Here is an 18,636-nt window from a genome sequence, read left to right as displayed (position 1 = left end):
TTAGCAGTTTTTTGCATAATTTGCATTGGTTTGGTTAAAAAATAAGCGTCACAGCGAATGAACTAACCTAACTATCGGCCGGGAGTGTGTCACCACTTCCGGCTTTCGTTTTGTCAGCAGGATGATACAGGTTTAATGCTAATGGCTGGTTTCTACTTTTATCTTTCAGGGCAATACTAAAAGTTTTCTTTCTCCTGAGAGTTGAATATTGATCTTCGCATCTTTCAATGCCCGGAGTACACTGGCGAGCGTTACGCTCCGGCTCATTTTGCCGCCGAACTTTATATCAGGAACACCTTGTGGATATACAATTTCCAAATCGTACCATCGTGCCAGTTGACGCATAACTTCTTCCAGACTGGCATCTTTAAAATTGAAGGCTCCGTTCTTCCAGGCAACAACCTTGTCTGTATCTGCATCAATGATCATTATTCCGGAAGAAGATTTTTGTGTAATTGTAGAAGCCATCCGCGCCTGTTGACCGGGTTTCAATACAACGCGGGTTTGTATGTTTGCGTTATTCTGTTGTTTCATTGCGCCAGGCAATGAAACGGCTACCGCGCCATCCAGTAAAGTTGTATTGATGTTCTCTTCATCCCGATAGGCGTTCACGTTGAAACTTGTTCCCAGCACTTCAACAGATGATCCTCCATTCACATTTACCATGAAAGGCTTCTCTTTGTTGGGAGACACTTCGAAATAGACTTCTCCATCGATCTTTACTTCCCGCTTGTTGCCGGTAAAGGCTGCAGGAAATGTAAGGGACGAGGCTGCATTCAACCAAACCTTTGTACCATCGGGAAGCGTTACGCGGTATTGTCCTCCTCTTGGCGTATTGATCGTATTCCACATCGCTTCTTTTGCGGCGAGACCTCGCTGGTCATAAGCAATCTGACCATTGGTCAGTTTAATTACCTGCACTCCCCCTGACTGGCGAGCTTTCCATCAGCAGCGCTGTCGAGAATTATTTTACTGCCGTCAGCTAGTGTAAGAATTGCCCGGTTGCCACCAGGAGCTATATCCGTTTGTATATGGTGGTCGCTGCCTGCAAGCGTTTGTTCAGGCTCTTTGTGAGTAGTCAAAAGATAAGCAAGTACCGCCAGACCAATTGCCAGTATAATAGCGGCTGCATATCGGAAAAAGCCGGTACGCGGGAAATGAATACGGCGAACAGGAGAAGAAACATCAACTGAGAGGTTACCAGGAGACGGAGAAACAACAGACTGCTGCGTTGTCCAAATGGCCTCAAAAATTTTTTCCCTTAAATTGATATCCTCTGCATCAGTGAACGCATCCTGATCATACTGTTGCTGCATCAGCAGCTCAAGTTTTCCACGATACTGCGGGGAAAGAATCGCCAGCAGCAATTGCTCCTGTGTTTCCGGGCTTTGCTCCTGAGTAAGGTACTGCTCAATTAATATGTTTAGATCGGTTGATTGCATACTGTATAAGTAAAGACAGGCAACATATCAAACAGGTACAGCGCCGTGAATTATTTTTTTAAGGTCAATTCCAGCATCCAAAAAAACAGCAGCGCCAGCGTGTTACCCGGGTCAGCATTTTTCCGGAGGGTATTCAAGGCCCGCACCATGTGATTTTTAACCGTTTCCTTTAAGATTCCCAGGCGCTGGGCTATTTCATCATGGGTAAGGCCCTCTTCCCGGCTCATTTTATATACCAGCCGCTGTTGGGTGGGCAATTTCTCTACCAGCTGATTGATGGTTGTTTTCAATTCCTTCAATTGCAATACAGCATCCGGTAACAAAGGAGATTCAAGCGCAGAAGCAATTTCATTGCCACTCTTTTGGCGAACGGCATTTTTTTCCATCAAGTTGAGGACGGCATTCCGGCAGAGAATAAAGAGATAATTGTCGGCATTCTTAATGGCGCTCAATTCAGCCCGCCTGATCCATAGCTTCAGGAAAATGTCCTGCACAACATCTTCCGCCAATATTCCGGATTTAAGCCAGGAAATAGCAAATGCATATAAACGGTTCCAGCTTCTGTCATAAAGCTCCTTGAAAGCTGCCTCATCTCCCTCTGCGATTCGATTAAGCAGTTCCTGTTCTATATTTGAATAATTTACCGACAAGTCGTTTTAAAAATCAGTTAGTAAAAAAGTGAAATTAGGGAAACGCCGGAAAACTACTCCAATTTTAGTAATAATACACTTGTTCTGAACATAAATGAAAACCAGGGAGAGGAATAAATAACGCGCATAAAAAAAGCGACCATTCAGTCGCTTCCGGATTTTCTTAAATTGAAATCATCAACGTTTACTTTTTACAGCCTCCGCTACTTCAACCGGCAGATCAGATTCCAGAATATCTGCACCTTGTTTGAAAATATCCCGAAATGCCGCGGCACGTTCTTCCTTAGTTTCCAACTTATCATATACCGGCGCTGCTGAGATCATGCACATCACACCGCGTGCATGCAGCAGATCAAACATGGTCTTATTGGCTGGTTTATTCTCTGAACCTATGTATGCGATCATATTCTTCCAGGGCAGGCCAACAGCTTCATATTCTTTTAGAGCGTCTTCTGTTTTTACAAAAGCAGACATCATCCGCTGGTTATCATCATCAAAATAAAATTTCGCCTGTTTGGCATTGTGTACGGTCACCATCACAAAGCTGCCTGCATTATTTTTCCGAATGATATCCGCTGTCATTTGCATTGGTACATCTTTCTTATCCAGATTGAGAATGGTTTTTCCACGGGCCCAGTCGATTGCCTCCTGCAGTGTTGGGATACGGTATGGTGTTACATTTCCATCTTTATCTTTTAACCGTAATTGTTTTACTTCTTCCCAGGTGTAATCTGCAAGTTTTCCTTTTCCGGTGGTGGTCCTGTCTAAAGTGGCATCATGCAACAACACGATCACACTGTCTTTGGTCAGGCGCGGGTCTATTTCAAAAAAGGCCGGGGTATGCTTCAACACGTACTCGAAAGTCTCGATCGCATTTTCAGGATAACCGGTCAGGTAACTTCCTCTGTGCCCGCTGATGATCTTTTTTTCTTTTCCCGAATAATGGAAAAATCCATGGAGGTCAGCAGGCGTTTTCACTTTTATCGTTTTCAACTGGGCAGAACCGGTTGAAGCCATTAACAGTGCGGCCATTGAAGCAACAATTCCCAACAAGAATGTTTTCATTTACCGAAGTTTTGAATTGAGTAATTCCAGCGTAAGCGTTCCGTTCTTATCAAGTGTGAAGCAGGTGATAGATGAGTTTTGCTGCACCAACTGCCGGTAGTTCTTTAAAGGCATACCTAATTTATGCGCCATGAATAATCGGTTGATGCCATTATGCGCCACTACCATGATATTCCCTTCTGAATAGGTTTGTTGTAGTGATTGAAAGAAATCATCTACCCTGGCTACGATCTCAGCTCCTGTTTCTCCCGTTCCGCCTGCGCGATAGATTGCCGGATTGTGCATCCAGTCCAGCCACAACGATTCATTCTCCGCAATGAACTCTTCTTTTGTTTTTGCTTCCCAGGTACCGAAGTCTGCTTCGATCAGTCGTTCATCTTTTATAGGATCTTTGCCGGAAGCTATCTTTGCGGTTGTATATGCGCGTTGGAGAGGCGAAGAATATACTGCGGTAAATTCGATCCCTTCCAGTTGCCTTTTCACTTCTTCCGCCTGCTTTACTCCCTTTTCCGTGAGCGGGATATCTGTTCTTCCGCAATAGCGGTTATTATCTGCATTGTAGGTTGTTTCACCGTGTCTGAGTAAGAAGATCTTCAGCATGTTCAGTTCAATATTTTTCTTGCTTGTAATTCTTCAATAAACAATTTGTATTTCTGATCGTAGGCGTTTACTAACTCAGGTGATGGCTGTACAGTCAATTCCGGAGTAACCATCGCGGCAGCAGCGGATTGCAGCCCATCATAATAACTTCGTGATGCAGCCAGGATAGCTGCGCCTGCCGCACCTGATACATTCTTCATTTTGCAGACAGGTACCTTCAGTACACTGCTCCTGATCAGCAACCAGGTATCACTGTTACTGCCGCCTCCGGCAGAGAATACTTTTTCTATTTTTTCGCCTGACAATAATGCAATCCTTTCATAAGCGAACCGCTCTATGAACGCCACACCTTCCATGCATGCAGTGAACTTCTCCACTTCATCTCCTTCAGGCCAGAAGCCAACAGCCTGTGGCGAAACAAACGGAAACCTTTCACCTTTCTGTAATAAAGGCCAGGCCAATGAAGCAGCAGGCAATCTTAACGCTGCCTCTTTGCCTAAGTTCTGCAAATCCTGGCCGCCAAATAATTTACTTACCCAATCAGCGCCGGTATTGCTGGCGCCGCCAGGCATCCAGTAACCGGCAGGGTGACGATGATTGTAAATGGCTCCCGACGGATCATTCACAGATTGTTTGGTAACGCCCTTGATCACCAGTGTAGTGCCGATAGTGGTATTCCACTGGCCCGGGCTAACTGCACCTGATGCTACCTGTGAGGCACAGCCGTCAGTCATGCCAGTTGTTACAATAAGAGTCTCCGGAAGTCCAAATTGTTTGGCCAGTTCTTTCCGGATGACTCCGATCGGCTCTCCGGAAGGTTTCACTTCCTGCAACCACTCGCGGCGAATACCGATCTGCTCTGCGATATAGCCCGGCCATTGATCCTTATGAAGATCATAGCCTGATTTCATAGCATTGGTATAATCGGTTATATCATACTGACCGGATAATCTTCCGGTGATGAAATCCGATGCATGTATGAATTTGTACAGTTGTTCTGTTTTTTCCGGGCATGTTTCCAGGAACCAACGCATCTTGGGTAATCCGCTGGATGCATTGAATGCCGTATATCCTTCCTGTACATTTTTTTCTGCTATTGCTTTACAGAATGATGCCTGCTGAGCAGAACGCGGATCGCTGTACATGATCGCATTGTGTAAAGGATTGAAATCCTGGTCTAATGGAATGATGGTGCCGGAAGTAGAAGTAACGGCAACAGCTTTTATCTTTTCCATTGGAGCCTGGTCCTTTACTTCTTTAACCAAAGCAGGGATCAATCTGCAACAGCATTCCCACCAAAGTTCAGGCGATTGTTCTTCGCGTGAATCTTCTGTCAATGGGAACACTTCTTCTTTCGCTCCCAACTGCCGGCCGGTTTCATCCAGCATCACTACTCTTGCACCCTGGGTGCCAATATCGATCCCAATAAAATATGCTTCACTCATGTTCACATCAATTTAGCTGACAGCCCTGAACTGCTCTCTTGTTGCTTTCCATTGTTCATAATATTTTTCTATCTCGCCTTTATCCCATCCAGCAGCCACCGAGCTTTCTTGTTTTGCTTCTTCTCTTTCTACAACAACTCCGTTTGCTTCATTACAAAGGATAGCGGCGCCAATAACGGACGCCTGCTCAAATCCGGCTTTCACCCTTACTTCATTCCCGGTGATAACGGCAATCAGTTTGCGCAGGGTCCGGCTCTGTAATCCGCCGCCACAGGCCCAGATATACCCGGCATCATGACCAGATACTTCTGCCAGTACTTTATAATTCTCTGCAATGGAAAATGCAATATCCATCAGTGTAGCCCAAACGAAACTCCCACGGCTCAGCTCATGCGAAACCGGAACCGGAAACACGAACCCTCCCCAGGTCACCGGCTTTGTTTCGCCCGCAATCAGCGAGCCCAGGCTCGCCACACATTTTTTACTGGCCGTTTCTGTCAGTTCCCGCTCTATCACATCATAGCCTTCGTTCGGATAGAATACTTCCTTGAGACGCTGATAGTTCAAACCGGTAACGCCGGCATTGGCTTCAAATACAAACCTGTCTTTTACGATATCCCTGCTGGTCCAGGTTCTTTCTTTTGTATCAGTGATATAAGATCCTTCGAGTTTTACCACCGGTGTAGTGGTCCCAGAAACGATCACCACATCGCCAACAGAGGGCTCTGTGCTTTTGATCGCCATCTGCGTATCGCCACCGCCGGTAACAACCTCAGCGAGTGCGTTGACTCCCCAGCCTTCAGCAATCTCTTTTTTCACTTTTCCAATCAATGAACCTGATTGAGAAAGTGGCGGTAACAACTCCTGGGCAATGCCAAACATGCTGCAGAGTTCTTCGCTCCATTTACCCGCAGCTACATCATACAACAAAGTTTCAGATGCCTGCGAATGCTCGTATACTGCTATTCCACTCAATTCCCAGGCGGCCCAATCGCTGATGCTGAGAAAGAAGTTCAACTCATTCCAGATCTCTTTTCTCTTTTTTTGTATCCCTACCAGTTTGTAGGAAGAGAATAAGGAAGTAGGATAACGGCCAGTCAATTGATAGATCCTGCTCTTGTCCGGAAAATGATTTTCCCATTCGCGGCCACGATGATCAATGTTTGGCAGACCTATCACGGCTTTGCCGGATTTATCCACCAACACAATCCCTTCCCGTTGGCTGGTGGTGGTAGCGGCTGTAATATTCACGCCGCCAGCCTGCTGCAATGCATGTGCAGTCAGTTGCTTGAGTTGTTCCCGGAGCTCTTCAGGCTTGAAATAAATGGAATCGGGGTAAAGCTCATCGCGATAATATCGGATATCGGCTCTCGCTACTCCCAGTATTTTACCTGACGGCGTTACGATAGCAGATCGCACATTGCCAGTACCGATATCAAGCACCAGGTATGCATCCTGTTGTTTCATCTTTCAATTTTTTTATCGTTGAATATACGATGATAATATTTCCTTATTGGCCAGACGCTCTGCACTATGCTTTCCATGAACAAACCATTCCACCAGCACCTCATTGAGAATGCGCACGTGATGATCTTCCACTTCATGCGTAGCGCCGGCAATATGCGGTGTAGGCAATACATTCGGCAGATCGATGATCTTATAATCCAATTCATCCGGAGGCTCGTTATCGAACACATCAAGGATGGCGCCTTTGATCTTGTTTTGCGATAAAGCGCTGTACATATCATTCCTGTTCACAACCACCGCCCTTGCTGTATTCACGAAAATGGCATCGGGCCGCATCAATTCAAACAGTCGTGCATTGATCATTCCTTTTGTATCTGCCGTTACCGGTAAGTGAATGGATACGATATCACAGGTGGAGAACAGTTCTTCCAAACTAAGTTGCTGGTAAGAGGGGAATGACGATGCATTCACATATGGATCGTAGTATGCGATAGAGCAGGGATAGTTCTCGATCATTCTGGCGATCAACTGACCAATAGCGCCAAACCCAACCATACCTACTTTTTTCCCTGCCAACTCATTTCCCTTGAATTGCAGGTAAGAGGTATGCGCACCTGCGCTCCAGTTGCGTCCCCGCAGCCAGTCGATTGCCGGCAATGTTTTTCGCATAAAGGTGATCACATTGGCAATGAACATTTCTGCTACTGCCTGTGCATTACGGGCGGGTGTATAGAAAACAGGAATGCCATGTTTGGTGGCGGTTGCAACAGCAACATTGGAAGGCGTGCCCCTGCACACACCAATGAATTGCAGGTGTGCATTGGCGTTGATCACTTTCTCAGTTACATGATCGTGCTCAGTGATGAGTGCTTCGGCTTCAGTTTCGTACAAAAGCGCAATCAGCTCATCTTCATTATAAGCCCGTCCGTTCTCCTTCCATGGACGATAAATTACTTCTCCCAGGTCCTGCTTTACATCAAACAAACCTTTCTCATGATAGGGCGCTGTAATCAATACTCTCATATGTCTCATTAATGTTTAACAATTTTTCATAGATCATGATGGCAATACTGAAGACTCTGCAACCTGTAATTTGCTTTTGTGATCAGTATCCGTATCAGGCAAAGTGATGAACCTTGTCAAGACTGCGCTGATGAAATAAAGTACGGCCAGGATCCAGATGATCCCTTCTGCACCGAGGCTTCCGATAAAAAGACCAACGATTGCCGGTCCAACAAAAACAGGCAGCCCTGCTCCCAGGTTGAGGATGGCCATTGCGGCTCCTTTATCTTTTTTCACCAGCGATGGAACCAATGCAGAAAGCGGTACATAGCCCGCCAGGCAAGCTCCCCAGGCGATACCGGCCAGCATTACCAGCCAATAATTCCCGCCTGTGTAGTGAGGGATGTAGAAGAGCAATAATGTAGTGATGCCACATCCCACTCCACCGAACCAGGCAATGGTTTGTCTCCAGCCGAGCCTGTCCCCCACAAAACCGAAGATCAGGTTGAAAGCGATATTGCTGGTGAAGATGGTGCCCCAGATATACAACCATTGCGTTGTGCTGAATCCATGCGCCTCCATATAAGTTGGAAGGAAAACAGGAAAAGCAAACTGAGCTGTTGTATTGATCACGCGCACAACTCCACCCAGTGCTACTTTAGGTTCGGTTCGAACAATGGTCAGACCCTTCATCAATTCTTTCCATTTGTTCTGTTTTGCATCTTCATTTCTTTTGAATGGCGCTTTGTTCAGCACCAGTGCAAACAGTGCTCCGAGCAATACCCAGAATACGGCGCTCCACAAAGCAGGGATATGTCCGAGCTCTCGGATGGCCCAGCTGGAATAGAAGGCGCCAAGCACATTCAATCCACCGGTGAACACAAACCAGAACCAACCAACGGCACGTCCCAGCATATTCGGAGGCGTCACGTAAGACACCCATACTAAAAAGGAATAAGCGAATAATGGATAACCGAATCCGCGCAATGCGTAAGTGATCAGCATCACAGGCATATCCAGTTTATCCAGTCCGATGCCAATGAATCCGGCTGTGCCTGCCAGATAAATCAGCAGTCCGATCAGCATCGCTTTTTTTGGCGTAAAAGATTCCGCCATCACACCCGAGAACCAGGAAGCAATGGCAATGGTAACTCCGTAAGCAGTGAACAGCGTGGCATTCTGCTGAATGCTCAGGCCACGTTCCAAAAGATAAGGGCTCAGCCATCCCGTTTCCATTCCGTCTCCCATCATGAACAACAGGATGCCCAGGTAGCCGGATAAGAGTGATGGCGGGATGCCGAATTTGTTAGTAATGGTTTCGTTTCTCATGCAGCAATCGTATTTGGTTTCTATGTTGAACTAGTCGAGCGTAAACGAGTACTCGTTCCTGTTATCTTTCTTCCAGGCATTGGGTCTGCTTGTTGGCGAGATGCCGAACAAGGGAGAAAATGTTTTAACTTTTACAGTTTTTCCGTCGGGGAAGAATTCAATGATGCGCAACCAGCCGTCGCCGCCATTACCTTCTCGGTGGCCGCCGCCCATTGATTGTGCATCGAATAAGATCTGGTGAACATTTTTGCCCGCAGCATTCTTGTCCTTTCTGTAACCTTCACCGGAGATATGGCCGCACAATACCATTTCGATATTGGAAGATGGCTGCACCGTTTTCTCCCAGATCTGCTGACCGTTGTTGGCGTTGGGAAGCGGGATGCGTGGCCCCTTCTGGATCATATTGTCGACATTATATGGCTCCCACCAGATCCATTGTGGTTTACCTGTTGTGCGCTGGTCCTTTGCATTCAGGAATTCATGTGTAGCGAGGATCACTTTGTGATTTTTGTATTGCGGAAGCGCAGCGACATTTTTTACCCATGTAAGCACTGTATCTCTTGGCGCGTACTCTGCTGTAATGAAGAGATAATCCTTTCCATTCAATCCTTTCAACTCGTAGGCAGAGTTTTCGAGGGTTGGCTGCCCCTGTTCATTTCTTGTATTTTGAACGAGATATTTCTGATTGAGAAAATTCTTTTCAGTAAAGAAGAATTGGCTGTATAAAGAGGTTCGGTTTCCCAGCCTGTCAATACTATAATCGTGATTGCCGGTGGCAGCGATGTAAGGTACCTTGCCATCCAGTTTGCTGAAGGCTTTGGCTACATAGTCCCACTGGCCTTTGGAAGTGATATCGCCATCATAATCATTGGTGATCTTTCCATCATTCTCCACCAGGTCGCCTACCTGCACCACAAACTTGATATTGAGCGTATCGATATTATCCACTATCCAGGCCATCATCAGGTCTATCAATGGCTGGTTCCTTTGCCATTTCACATAGTTCTGCAGATCCGGCACCATGATCAGGCTCCAGGAACCTTTCTGCTCCAATACAGGTTTCTGATATTTTTCCTGTGCAAAAACGCCGGAGCTTACCAGCAACAACAGTAATAAACAACCGAAAATGCTCTTCTTCATTGTTAATATTTTTTAATCGATAACGAAGTCTGCCTGTAAAAAGAAATGATCACTGGGGAACTTGCCATTCACTGCATCCTTGATGATAGTTGCATTGGTTGGTTTGATCCTTCCCCTGTACCAGATATAATCGATCCGGCCTTTCGTAGCGGCTTTATCATAATTTGTTCCCTGGAATTCATGTCCGGTATGCCCGGCTTCTTTTTGACCATGGATGGTTTCATAGCTTTCTTTCCAGCCACCGTTGCGAACAGATTCGAATACTTTACTGTCGAATCTTGTATTGAAATCACCAGTAAGGATCTGGATGAAATCCGGTTGGTATTGTGCGCTTTCATCCACCACCATTTTGGCCTGTTGGATCTTCGCTTCTCCTGAAATATGGTCCAGGTGCAGGTTTACGATCCTCAGTTCCTTTCCGGTTTTCTTATCTTTTAATCTAATCCAGTTCGCATGTCTTGCCCTGGCAGTTTCCCAGGACTTGCTTCCTGCCACCAGTGGTGTTTCGGAAAGCCAGTAAGTGCCTCCCGTGAGTAATTCATAACGGTCTTTGGAAAACAGGATGGGATTTTTGGCGATGCCATGATAGCCTGTTGGATTTGCATCCATCTCAGGGCCATCGAAACCGAACAACTGGAAGGAGGTAAAATGCTTTTTGAGATCATCGGCCTGCACTTTCAACACTTCCTGCAAGCAAATCATATCCGGTTTTTTGCTGCCGATCACTTTCAGACAGATATCTTTTCTGGATGACCAGCCCACACCTTTTGCTTCATCTTCGTCCAATGCTACACGGATATTACAGGTGAGAATGCGGTGCGCGCCGGTTTTAGCAGATGCAGTGCTGCTTTGCCTGGCGAAAGCCGGCAACGCAGGCAGCAGGGCTGCTGCGCTGATGCCTTTTAAAAATTTTCTCCTTCCGGTTGACATGCTTAAACAGTTTTATGCGAGTTGTTCTTTTTCGATACGCAGGTAAGCTCCTTTTTCGAGCAGCTCTTTCTGCAATTTCTTTACATCGATATCAGCAGGCTGAACACCTTGTCTGACGGCCATCTTCGCAGCACGGCCAGCGGCTTCACCCATCGCCATACAAGGCGCCATAACACGAATCGCAGACATTGCTTCATGTGTTGTGGAAATGCAACGCCCTGCCACGATGAGGTTCTTTACTTTTTGAGGAATGAGGGAACGATAGGGGATATCGTAACAATCGCCACACCACTCCAATGTACAACCGCCGCCCTGAGGGTGATGGATATCGAGCGGATAACTGGCTACTGCAATAGCATCATCAAAATGCTGGCAGGCCATGATATCTTCGCGGGTCATGGTGTATTGTCCCTGAATACGTCTTGTTTCCCTGATGCCGAGGAATGGAGCGGTTTTCAGGAAGTAGGCATTCTCGAATCCGGGTACGTATTCGATGAGGTATTTCTGAATATCCTGGATCTGGTGACGGCCTTCGATCTCGCCATGGGTAAGGCTTCCGGGATCTGTACCATTCACGCCGCTAACGCGCGTCATGTTCACCCAAACTTCTCCTTTGCGCAGGCCGGTGATCAGGATAGTTCGTTCAGTGGTGAGTGTTAGTCCGTCTTCCTGCGCCTGTTTGATCAGGTTGCGCATACCTACCAGTACAAACTGGTTGTTTTGTCCAAAATATTCTGCGGGGATAAAATCGGTAAGATAAGTGCGGGGTTCATTCGCAATGCTGGTGCGCAGTTTCTCTGTATCCACGCCACCCAGACAGAACATCAGGGTAGGGGGCTGAACACCGCCGTTCTCGTTGCCATATTCGCAGGGAACGCCTGCACGATAAGCCACATCGGCATCCCCGCTGCAATCGATAATAGTTTTGGCGAGGATCACTTCGCGTCCGGCTTTGCTTTCAATGATCACGCCTTTCAATTCATCTTTCTCCATCACAACGCCAGCGCAAAAAGCATAGAACAATACATCCACCTTGCTTTCCACCAGCATTTGCAATGCCACTGTTTTCACCGCTTCGGGTTCCACCAGGGTGAGGCTCATGTGCAATGGGCATGGACGATGTTCGCTGGAAGCCTGAACTGCTTTCAGTCTGTCGATCAGTTTTTGTGGAAGTCCTTTGATGATCTGGTTTCCTTTTTGACCGAGGAATCCGAGGATGGGTAATCCGATGGTCATGTTGCCACCAACGAAGCTGCGGCTCTCTACCAGCATTACATTCAATCCATCTTCGGCTGCCGCCAATGCAGCCATGATACCTGAAGGTCCTCCGCCAATCACCAGTACATCTGTTTCTTTTCTCACAGTGAGTTCCCTGGCTGGCTCTGCGATTGTTCTTATCATCTGATTTATATTTTATGGTTTTGCTTTCGGTTTTTCCGGACGCACCATCGTCCATAAGATCAATACCGCCAATGGATGCAGGAATGCCATGGCGATGAATATTTTTTCGGCACCCAATGTTCCCATGAACTGTCCTACAAAGTAGTTGAACAGCACAGCGCCCAATGCGCCAAAGCCACCGGCAATGCCGAGTACACTGGCAACGTTCTTTACAGGAAAAGCCTCCGCTACTACCACGCTGATCGTAAACAACCAGCTCAGGCAGGCGATGGCCACAATACTGAACACTGCCAGCGTTGCCCATGCGCCACCGAGGTACGGCGTAAGTGCGCATAAGGGACTTAATACGGCAACACGGGTCAGCATCACTTTTCTTGCTTTCAATGGATCGTATCCTTTTCTTACCAGTTTATCGGACCAGGCCGAAGTGCCGATGGCGCCTACATCTGCGAACAGGAAAGGTATCCATCCGAACATGCCAACCTGCGCCAGTGTGAGCCCGGATTCTTCCTGTAAATATCCTGGCAGCCAGAACAGACAGAAATACCAAACCGGATCGCTCACAAATCTTATCAGCAATATGCCCCAGAGACTTTTTGTACTCCATAACTGTTTCCATTCAAATGCTGCTGTTGGTTCTCCGGAACTGGAGGTGGTTGCTTCCTTCATGATATGCGCCGGAGGATCACGATAGATGAGCTTCCATAAAATGGCAATCAGTATTCCAATAGCGCCCATTGTGATGAAGGCTACTTTCCAGCTGTATGTAATGGCGAGCCATGCAATAGTGGGTGGAGCGATAATGGCCCCGATAGAACTGCCCGCTACGCAAAGACTATTCGCAGTAGCGCGCAGTTTACCGGGGAACCATATTGCAATTACTTTCAACTGGGCGGGAAAATTGGTAGGCTCCGCTGCTCCAAGCAATCCGCGGAAAAAACCGAATTGTCCGATCGTCCTGGACAGGCCGCCACCAATGCAGGCCAGTGACCAGGTGATGATTCCCCAGAACATCACCAACCGCGCGCCGAATCTGTCTACCATCCATCCTGTAACAGGATACATCACAGCATAACAAATGGTAAAGATGTTCAGGATCCATGCATAGCCGCTGTCGTTCAAACTGAACTCAGATTTGAGCAATGGCTTTAGTATCGACACAATCTGCCTGTCCACATAGTTGAACACTATGGCCAGGAAAATTATGGCAACGATAAACCAACGTCTCTTCTCAGGGCTAAGCAATGTTTTCATTCTACGCAATTAAATGATCTGTATAAAGACTCTTCTTATTTGTATCCGGGATTTTGCTCCAACTTCTTGTTGGCATCCATTTCAGATTTGGGCACAGGCCACAATTCATCTTTGTTCTCCTGGTACACCACCTGTTGGGTAGTGAAATATTTTACAGCTTCCGCATGATTGTAGATCGGTGTATAGCTTTCATCGAATCCGGTAATCACTTCTTTCGTCCAGGCTTTTGCATCCCTGTTAAGGTAGATCACTCCGTTCATGACTGTTTTGGCAATATTCCAGCGACGGAGATCGTACCATCTCAGGCCATCGTTTGCCAGTTCCACTTTGCGCTCATAGCGCAGCGCCTTGCGCAATTGAGCCTGCGTGAGGCTGGTGGGCAGCTCAGGCATTTTCGCACGACGACGGATCTTGTTGATGGCTTCATAAACGGTATAGTCGATATCATTATCTTCGATCTTTGCTTCTGCATACAACAACAACAGTTCAGCAAATCGGAAGATGCCTACATTCAGATCCGATACGCCACTTACAGAGGTAGAACCGAAATCAACCAGATCGATCGGCTTACGCCAGAGATAACCACTGAAAGATCTGAAAGCGTTGGTGGCATCTGCATTGGCTACATTGGGCGCCGTGGGCGAAGTACCATTGATCACCGGCCAGTAATTCTTTACCTGCGGAAAGCTGGTGGCTGGTTCAAACTGGTAACCTACATACCTCATATGCGGGCGTGCGCAATACATGTCCAGTCTGGGATCGCGGTTCTCAAATGGTTTGGAGGCATCGTACCGGGGAGACTCAGTGATCGGCAGACCATCATCACACTGGAAAGTATTGATGAGGTCCTGCGTGGGTCCCCAGTAGCAAACACCCTTACCCAAACGTGATGCTGAATAGTATTGCTGGTTATGTGTGTTACCAGGAATATTCATGTTGTACTCGGCCACCCAGATCCATTCCTTGCTGGACTTGAATCCCGCATGTCCGAAGATATTAGACGCGTCTGGCTCGCCAACAGTGTGGTCTTTCCCAACATAATTGATAGTACTGTTGAATTCTGTCAGATCATGCACACCTGCAGAAAGTGAAATGGCGGTATTGGCAGCTGTTGCTGCGTCCTTATATTTCTTTGCATACAGCGCCACTCTTGCTTTGAGCATGTAAGCTGCTACGCGTGATGCCCTTACATTTCCGAATTGTGATTGAGAAATGGGAAGCTTATCTGCAATGGCAGTCAACTCATCCAGGATGAATTGCTCTACTTCTGCCTTGGGCGATTGAGGTACACTCGCATTGCTCAGGTCAACAGAATGCGTGAGCAGAGGTACTCCGCCGTACAGCTCGATCAGTTGAGAATAGCAGTAAGCGCGCACGAAGCGCAGCTCTGCATCCAGCTGATCATAGGCTGTCTCCGTCATGCTTGCTTTCAGCTTTTCCAGGTTATCAAGCACAGTATGACAACGCGCGATGGTTGCAAAATGTACCTGCCAGGGTTTATTCACCAGGGCATTGTCTGTTGTGATAGCGCTGGTGATCGGTGATGTATAATTAGTGCCGGGTCTGGCAAAACCAATATCAGTGATATTGTCCATTACATGCCACATCGGTGTGCTGGCAGCATCCAGCTTGCTGATGTTCTGATAAGCACCGAACAAGCCCATTTCCGCTTCTTTGGCATTGGCAGGGAATGATCCGGTAGATGGACCGTTGAGAGAAATAAGATCGGGTTTGCAGGCATTCAGGGTGATGATGGCCCCGATAGTAACTGCCGCAATCTTTGTTATATTATTAAAGCGTTTCATTGTTCTTAGAATTTAATGTCAATACCAAATGTGAAGACCTTAACCTGGGGATAGAAGTTTCCACCACCCAATGCCACGCCATCCGATGCACCGGCATCGAAGTTGATCTCAGGATCATATCCCTCGTAGAAATTGGTTTTGGTGAAAATGTTCTGTCCATTCACATAGATAAATGCTTTCTGGATGCCTACTTTTTTCAGAATGGTTTGCGGGATCTCATATCCGAGCTGAACATTCTTCAAACGGAGATAAGCTGCGCTGCGCATCCACAAAGTGGAGTTCTGTGTATTGTTGGTAGAAGTAACTGATACGCGGGGCAATGCAGCATCCGTATTTTCCGGAGTCCAGTAATCCAGCTGCCAGGGCTTGATGGCGCTGGAGTTGGCGGCCGGGATCACATAGTGAGAGTTCAGGTAGCCATCCACTTTTCCAACACCCTGTACAAAAGCGCTCAGGCGAAATCCTTTCCATCCGAGATCGAGGTTACCACCGTAAGTGTAACGGGGGATGGTGCTGCCGATGATCACTTTGTCTGCATCTGTGATCTTGCCGTCCGGCGCTGGTTTGCCATCAGGACCTGTTGCTCCTGCAATGTCTTTGTAACGAACATCACCGGGCTTCAGCGTTCCGATCTGTGTAGGACCGTTATTGATCTCTTCCTGTGATTGATACAAACCATCAGCGATATAACCATAAATAGAATTGATGGAATATCCTTCCTGCTGACGGAGAAGATCACCTGAAGTTTGTCCTTTCATATCGATGATCTTGTTCTTCACATCGGAGAGGTTGAATCCAACACCGAACTGGAAATCGCCCCACCTGTTATCATACCTGGCAGAAACTTCCCAACCTTTGTTGGACACCACTGCGGCATTCTGATAAGGCGAAGCAAGACCAGTGAGTTGAGATGTATTCAATTTGAGCAGGATGCCGTCTGTTCTTTTATCGTAGTAATCGAATGTTACGGAGAATTTGTTGAACAGGTTCGCATCAAAGCCAATTCCTTTCATTTCTGTTTCTTCCCAGCGGAGATTGGGATTGGAGAGCGTGGTCTGTGTGATCATCTGGTAGATATTTCCTCCCATGGAAACACTGCTCAGTGATAGGGCTTCTGCAAAAGGATAGTAGGAGTTGCCGATATTCTGGTTACCGAGCTTACCCCATGATCCACGGATCTTCAGCATGTTCACTACCGGACTGAATTTATCCCAGAAGTCTTCTTTAGACACCACCCATCCAGCAGAGAAGGAAGGGAATGCTGCCCAGCGGTTGTCTCCTGCAAAACGCGAAGTACCATCGTACCTCATATTGGCTTCAAACAGGTACTTGCCGTTGAAATCGTAGTTGAACCTGCCGAATCCTGAGATGAGGATCCATTGGTTCTGGGTGCCGTTATTATCTTTTGTTGCGTCATCTGCACCTGCGGTGAGTTGTTCATAATTGTCGTACACGAAATCCCTTCTGTAGCCGGAGAGGAGTTTTTCGTCGTATGTTTCTCTTGAAGTACCGGCCATCAGGCTGAAGTTGTGATCGCCGAAACTCTTTTGGGCTGTGGCCTGGAACTGGTAAGTGCCATAGAAATACCTGATGGCGGACTCTGTGAGTTCCGTGAAAGTGTTGGCTGCGCCTGCGTCAGACCCATCTTCATAATAAGTGGGTACACTTTTCCTGAAAGTATGAACGTTGGAAGTGAGGTAACGCGGCGCGAACATACCGGTGAGTGAGAGCCAGTCCACGGGCTTGAAGTTCACGCTGAGGTTACCGTAGAACTCCAGGTTATTGGTCTTGCGGTTTCCACCGTCCTGGATATAACCTACAGGATTGATCTTTACCCAACCGTCCGACCATTTATCGCCATAACGGATAGGGATATTCGTTGGCATCCTTCCGAGGTAGTTCCAGATGGTGCCTTCGTCGGCAATCTGTTTCCTGTTCCTGTTGGTTACAGACACGTCAGCCTTGATATTCCATTGTTTGTTGGGAGTGATATCGAGGTTATTGCGGAAGATATAGCGTTTGAAATTGGTGTTCCTGATGATGCCTTCCTGGTCAGTGTAGCTGAAAGATGGGTTCACACGAACGATGCCGCTATTGGCCATGAGAGAAATGAAGTGGTTCTGCATTAATCCGCTTCCATCGAGGATAGCGTCCTGCCAATCGTAGTTTTTGGGATTGGCTTCATATTTCTTTCTGAACTCTTCAATGTCTTCGTCGCTATAGATCTTGATATTATTATCGTTCATGCTGGCGTCGTTGAACACCTTCATGTAAGTGAGGCCATCTGTTACTTTGGGAATATCCGTAGGTGATTGTTTGCCCACGAATCCTCTATAGTTCACAGACAGTTTATCTTTCGCTCTTTTGGTGGTGATGAGGATCACGCCATTAGCGGCGCGGGAGCCGTAGATGGCGGAAGAGGCCGCATCTTTCAAAACTGAAACAGACTCGATGAGGTTTACATCGATATCGTCGATGGAACCTGCCACCCCGTCTATGATCACGAGTGGGTTGCTGCTGGAGCCTCCGAAGGAGTTGATGCCTCTGATTCGGATCTGTCCGCCATCACCGCCGGGAGAACCGGTCTGGGATGTAACGGTAACGCCTGGGGCAAGACCCTGTAAAGCATTTGAAGTGGAAGTGTTGGGGCGTCTTTCAATTTGTTGACTGCCGATCACAGAAACGGAACCGGTGAGGTTGCCTTTTTTCTGCGTACCATAGCCCACTACCACTACTTCGTTCAGTCCGGCCACATCTTTTTTCAGTGTGACATTAATAGTAGTGTTGTTAGCGATGGTCATTTCCTTTTCCAGGTAGCCAACTGCTGAAAAGACCAGTGTTTCTGCGGAAGCGGGAACATTCAGTGTAAACTCGCCTTCCGCATTGGTGGTAGTGCCGGATCCGGTGGGCCTAACGCTGATGCTCACCCCTTCGAGGGGTTTGTTTTGTTCGTCAGTGATCTTTCCGGTGATTTTTTTTGTTTGTGCAACTGCCGGTACAGAGAAGAGAAGGAGCCAAACCAGGCCTGGTAGCCAATTGCCGGAAACTTTCCGGAGCGCGCTTTGCAGCTGAGTAATGGCAAAGCAGAGATTTTTTTTCATATCAG

15 protein-coding genes are annotated in these 18,636 nt (G+C 47.2%); all 15 read right to left on the bottom strand.

Annotated elements, in window-relative coordinates; all coding sequences use genetic code 11:
* Positions 1 to 165: 165 nt before the first annotated feature.
* The gene (locus FSB84_RS07410) at positions 166 to 921 is read right to left on the bottom strand and encodes a FecR family protein (protein ID WP_147122083.1); all 756 of its coding nucleotides are present in this window, start codon (positions 919 to 921) and stop codon (positions 166 to 168) included.
* Positions 912 to 1,442 (bottom strand): FecR family protein, encoded by a 531-nt coding sequence (locus FSB84_RS07405; protein ID WP_147122080.1) that lies wholly within the window; start codon positions 1,440 to 1,442, stop codon positions 912 to 914. Before FSB84_RS07405 ends, FSB84_RS07410 begins: the two co-directional genes overlap by 10 nt.
* 50 nt (positions 1,443 to 1,492) lie before the next feature.
* Positions 1,493 to 2,092 (bottom strand): RNA polymerase sigma-70 factor, encoded by a 600-nt coding sequence (locus tag FSB84_RS07400; protein ID WP_130542163.1) that lies wholly within the window; start codon positions 2,090 to 2,092, stop codon positions 1,493 to 1,495.
* A gap of 177 nt (positions 2,093 to 2,269) precedes the next feature.
* Positions 2,270 to 3,157, bottom strand: coding sequence for a glycerophosphodiester phosphodiesterase family protein (locus tag FSB84_RS07395; RefSeq protein ID WP_130542164.1), 888 nt, complete (start codon positions 3,155 to 3,157; stop codon positions 2,270 to 2,272).
* Positions 3,158 to 3,757 carry a histidine phosphatase family protein gene (locus FSB84_RS07390; protein WP_130542165.1) on the bottom strand — a complete coding sequence of 200 codons (600 nt, stop codon included), beginning with the start codon at positions 3,755 to 3,757 and terminating at the stop codon, positions 3,158 to 3,160. It abuts the gene before it with no gap.
* 2 nt (positions 3,758 to 3,759) lie between these two features.
* Positions 3,760 to 5,202, bottom strand: a complete 1,443-nt coding sequence (locus FSB84_RS07385) for an FGGY-family carbohydrate kinase (protein ID WP_130542166.1) — start codon at positions 5,200 to 5,202, stop codon at positions 3,760 to 3,762.
* A gap of 12 nt (positions 5,203 to 5,214) precedes the next feature.
* Positions 5,215 to 6,669 (bottom strand): FGGY-family carbohydrate kinase, encoded by a 1,455-nt coding sequence (locus tag FSB84_RS07380; protein ID WP_130542167.1) that lies wholly within the window; start codon positions 6,667 to 6,669, stop codon positions 5,215 to 5,217.
* A gap of 12 nt (positions 6,670 to 6,681) precedes the next feature.
* On the bottom strand, positions 6,682 to 7,692 hold the full coding sequence (locus tag FSB84_RS07375) for a 2-hydroxyacid dehydrogenase (protein ID WP_130542168.1): 1,011 nt from the start codon (positions 7,690 to 7,692) through the stop codon (positions 6,682 to 6,684).
* Between the two features lie 33 nt (positions 7,693 to 7,725).
* Entirely contained in the window at positions 7,726 to 9,000 is a 1,275-nt protein-coding gene (locus tag FSB84_RS07370) for an MFS transporter (RefSeq protein ID WP_130542169.1), read from the bottom strand.
* A gap of 30 nt (positions 9,001 to 9,030) precedes the next feature.
* Entirely contained in the window at positions 9,031 to 10,140 is a 1,110-nt protein-coding gene (locus FSB84_RS07365; protein WP_130542170.1) for a metallophosphoesterase, read from the bottom strand.
* Between the two features lie 12 nt (positions 10,141 to 10,152).
* Positions 10,153 to 11,070 (bottom strand): endonuclease/exonuclease/phosphatase family protein, encoded by a 918-nt coding sequence (locus FSB84_RS07360; RefSeq protein ID WP_130542171.1) that lies wholly within the window; start codon positions 11,068 to 11,070, stop codon positions 10,153 to 10,155.
* Positions 11,071 to 11,082: 12 nt separating this feature from the next.
* Complete coding sequence (locus FSB84_RS07355) at positions 11,083 to 12,471, bottom strand: FAD-dependent oxidoreductase (protein ID WP_130542172.1); 1,389 nt, start codon at positions 12,469 to 12,471, stop codon at positions 11,083 to 11,085.
* A gap of 12 nt (positions 12,472 to 12,483) precedes the next feature.
* Positions 12,484 to 13,725, bottom strand: coding sequence for an MFS transporter (locus tag FSB84_RS07350; protein WP_130542173.1), 1,242 nt, complete (start codon positions 13,723 to 13,725; stop codon positions 12,484 to 12,486).
* A gap of 35 nt (positions 13,726 to 13,760) precedes the next feature.
* The gene (locus FSB84_RS07345) at positions 13,761 to 15,530 is read right to left on the bottom strand and encodes a RagB/SusD family nutrient uptake outer membrane protein (protein ID WP_130542174.1); all 1,770 of its coding nucleotides are present in this window, start codon (positions 15,528 to 15,530) and stop codon (positions 13,761 to 13,763) included.
* 5 nt (positions 15,531 to 15,535) lie between these two features.
* Positions 15,536 to 18,631 carry a SusC/RagA family TonB-linked outer membrane protein gene (locus FSB84_RS07340; protein WP_130542175.1) on the bottom strand — a complete coding sequence of 1,032 codons (3,096 nt, stop codon included), beginning with the start codon at positions 18,629 to 18,631 and terminating at the stop codon, positions 15,536 to 15,538.
* Between the last annotated feature and the right edge of the window lie 5 nt (positions 18,632 to 18,636).

This window comes from Pseudobacter ginsenosidimutans, assembly GCF_007970185.1.
Taxonomy (GTDB): domain Bacteria; phylum Bacteroidota; class Bacteroidia; order Chitinophagales; family Chitinophagaceae; genus Pseudobacter; species Pseudobacter ginsenosidimutans.
This window is presented reverse-complemented; position numbering and strand designations above follow the sequence as displayed.

Excerpts from the sequence above, each read along its gene's own strand:
- FSB84_RS07405 (WP_147122080.1), bottom strand. The coding sequence starts at position 1,442 with ATGCAATCAACCGATCTAAACATATTAATTGAGCAGTACCTTACTCAG.
- FSB84_RS07395 (WP_130542164.1), bottom strand. The coding sequence starts at position 3,157 with ATGAAAACATTCTTGTTGGGAATTGTTGCTTCAATGGCCGCACTGTTA.
- FSB84_RS07390 (WP_130542165.1), bottom strand. The coding sequence starts at position 3,757 with ATGCTGAAGATCTTCTTACTCAGACACGGTGAAACAACCTACAATGCA.
- FSB84_RS07385 (WP_130542166.1), bottom strand. The coding sequence starts at position 5,202 with ATGAGTGAAGCATATTTTATTGGGATCGATATTGGCACCCAGGGTGCA.
- FSB84_RS07380 (WP_130542167.1), bottom strand. The coding sequence starts at position 6,669 with ATGAAACAACAGGATGCATACCTGGTGCTTGATATCGGTACTGGCAAT.
- FSB84_RS07375 (WP_130542168.1), bottom strand. The coding sequence starts at position 7,692 with ATGAGAGTATTGATTACAGCGCCCTATCATGAGAAAGGTTTGTTTGAT.
- FSB84_RS07370 (WP_130542169.1), bottom strand. The coding sequence starts at position 9,000 with ATGAGAAACGAAACCATTACTAACAAATTCGGCATCCCGCCATCACTC.
- FSB84_RS07365 (WP_130542170.1), bottom strand. The coding sequence starts at position 10,140 with ATGAAGAAGAGCATTTTCGGTTGTTTATTACTGTTGTTGCTGGTAAGC.
- FSB84_RS07360 (WP_130542171.1), bottom strand. The coding sequence starts at position 11,070 with ATGTCAACCGGAAGGAGAAAATTTTTAAAAGGCATCAGCGCAGCAGCC.
- FSB84_RS07355 (WP_130542172.1), bottom strand. The coding sequence starts at position 12,471 with ATGATAAGAACAATCGCAGAGCCAGCCAGGGAACTCACTGTGAGAAAA.
- FSB84_RS07350 (WP_130542173.1), bottom strand. The coding sequence starts at position 13,725 with ATGAAAACATTGCTTAGCCCTGAGAAGAGACGTTGGTTTATCGTTGCC.
- FSB84_RS07345 (WP_130542174.1), bottom strand. The coding sequence starts at position 15,530 with ATGAAACGCTTTAATAATATAACAAAGATTGCGGCAGTTACTATCGGG.
- FSB84_RS07340 (WP_130542175.1), bottom strand. The coding sequence starts at position 18,631 with ATGAAAAAAAATCTCTGCTTTGCCATTACTCAGCTGCAAAGCGCGCTC.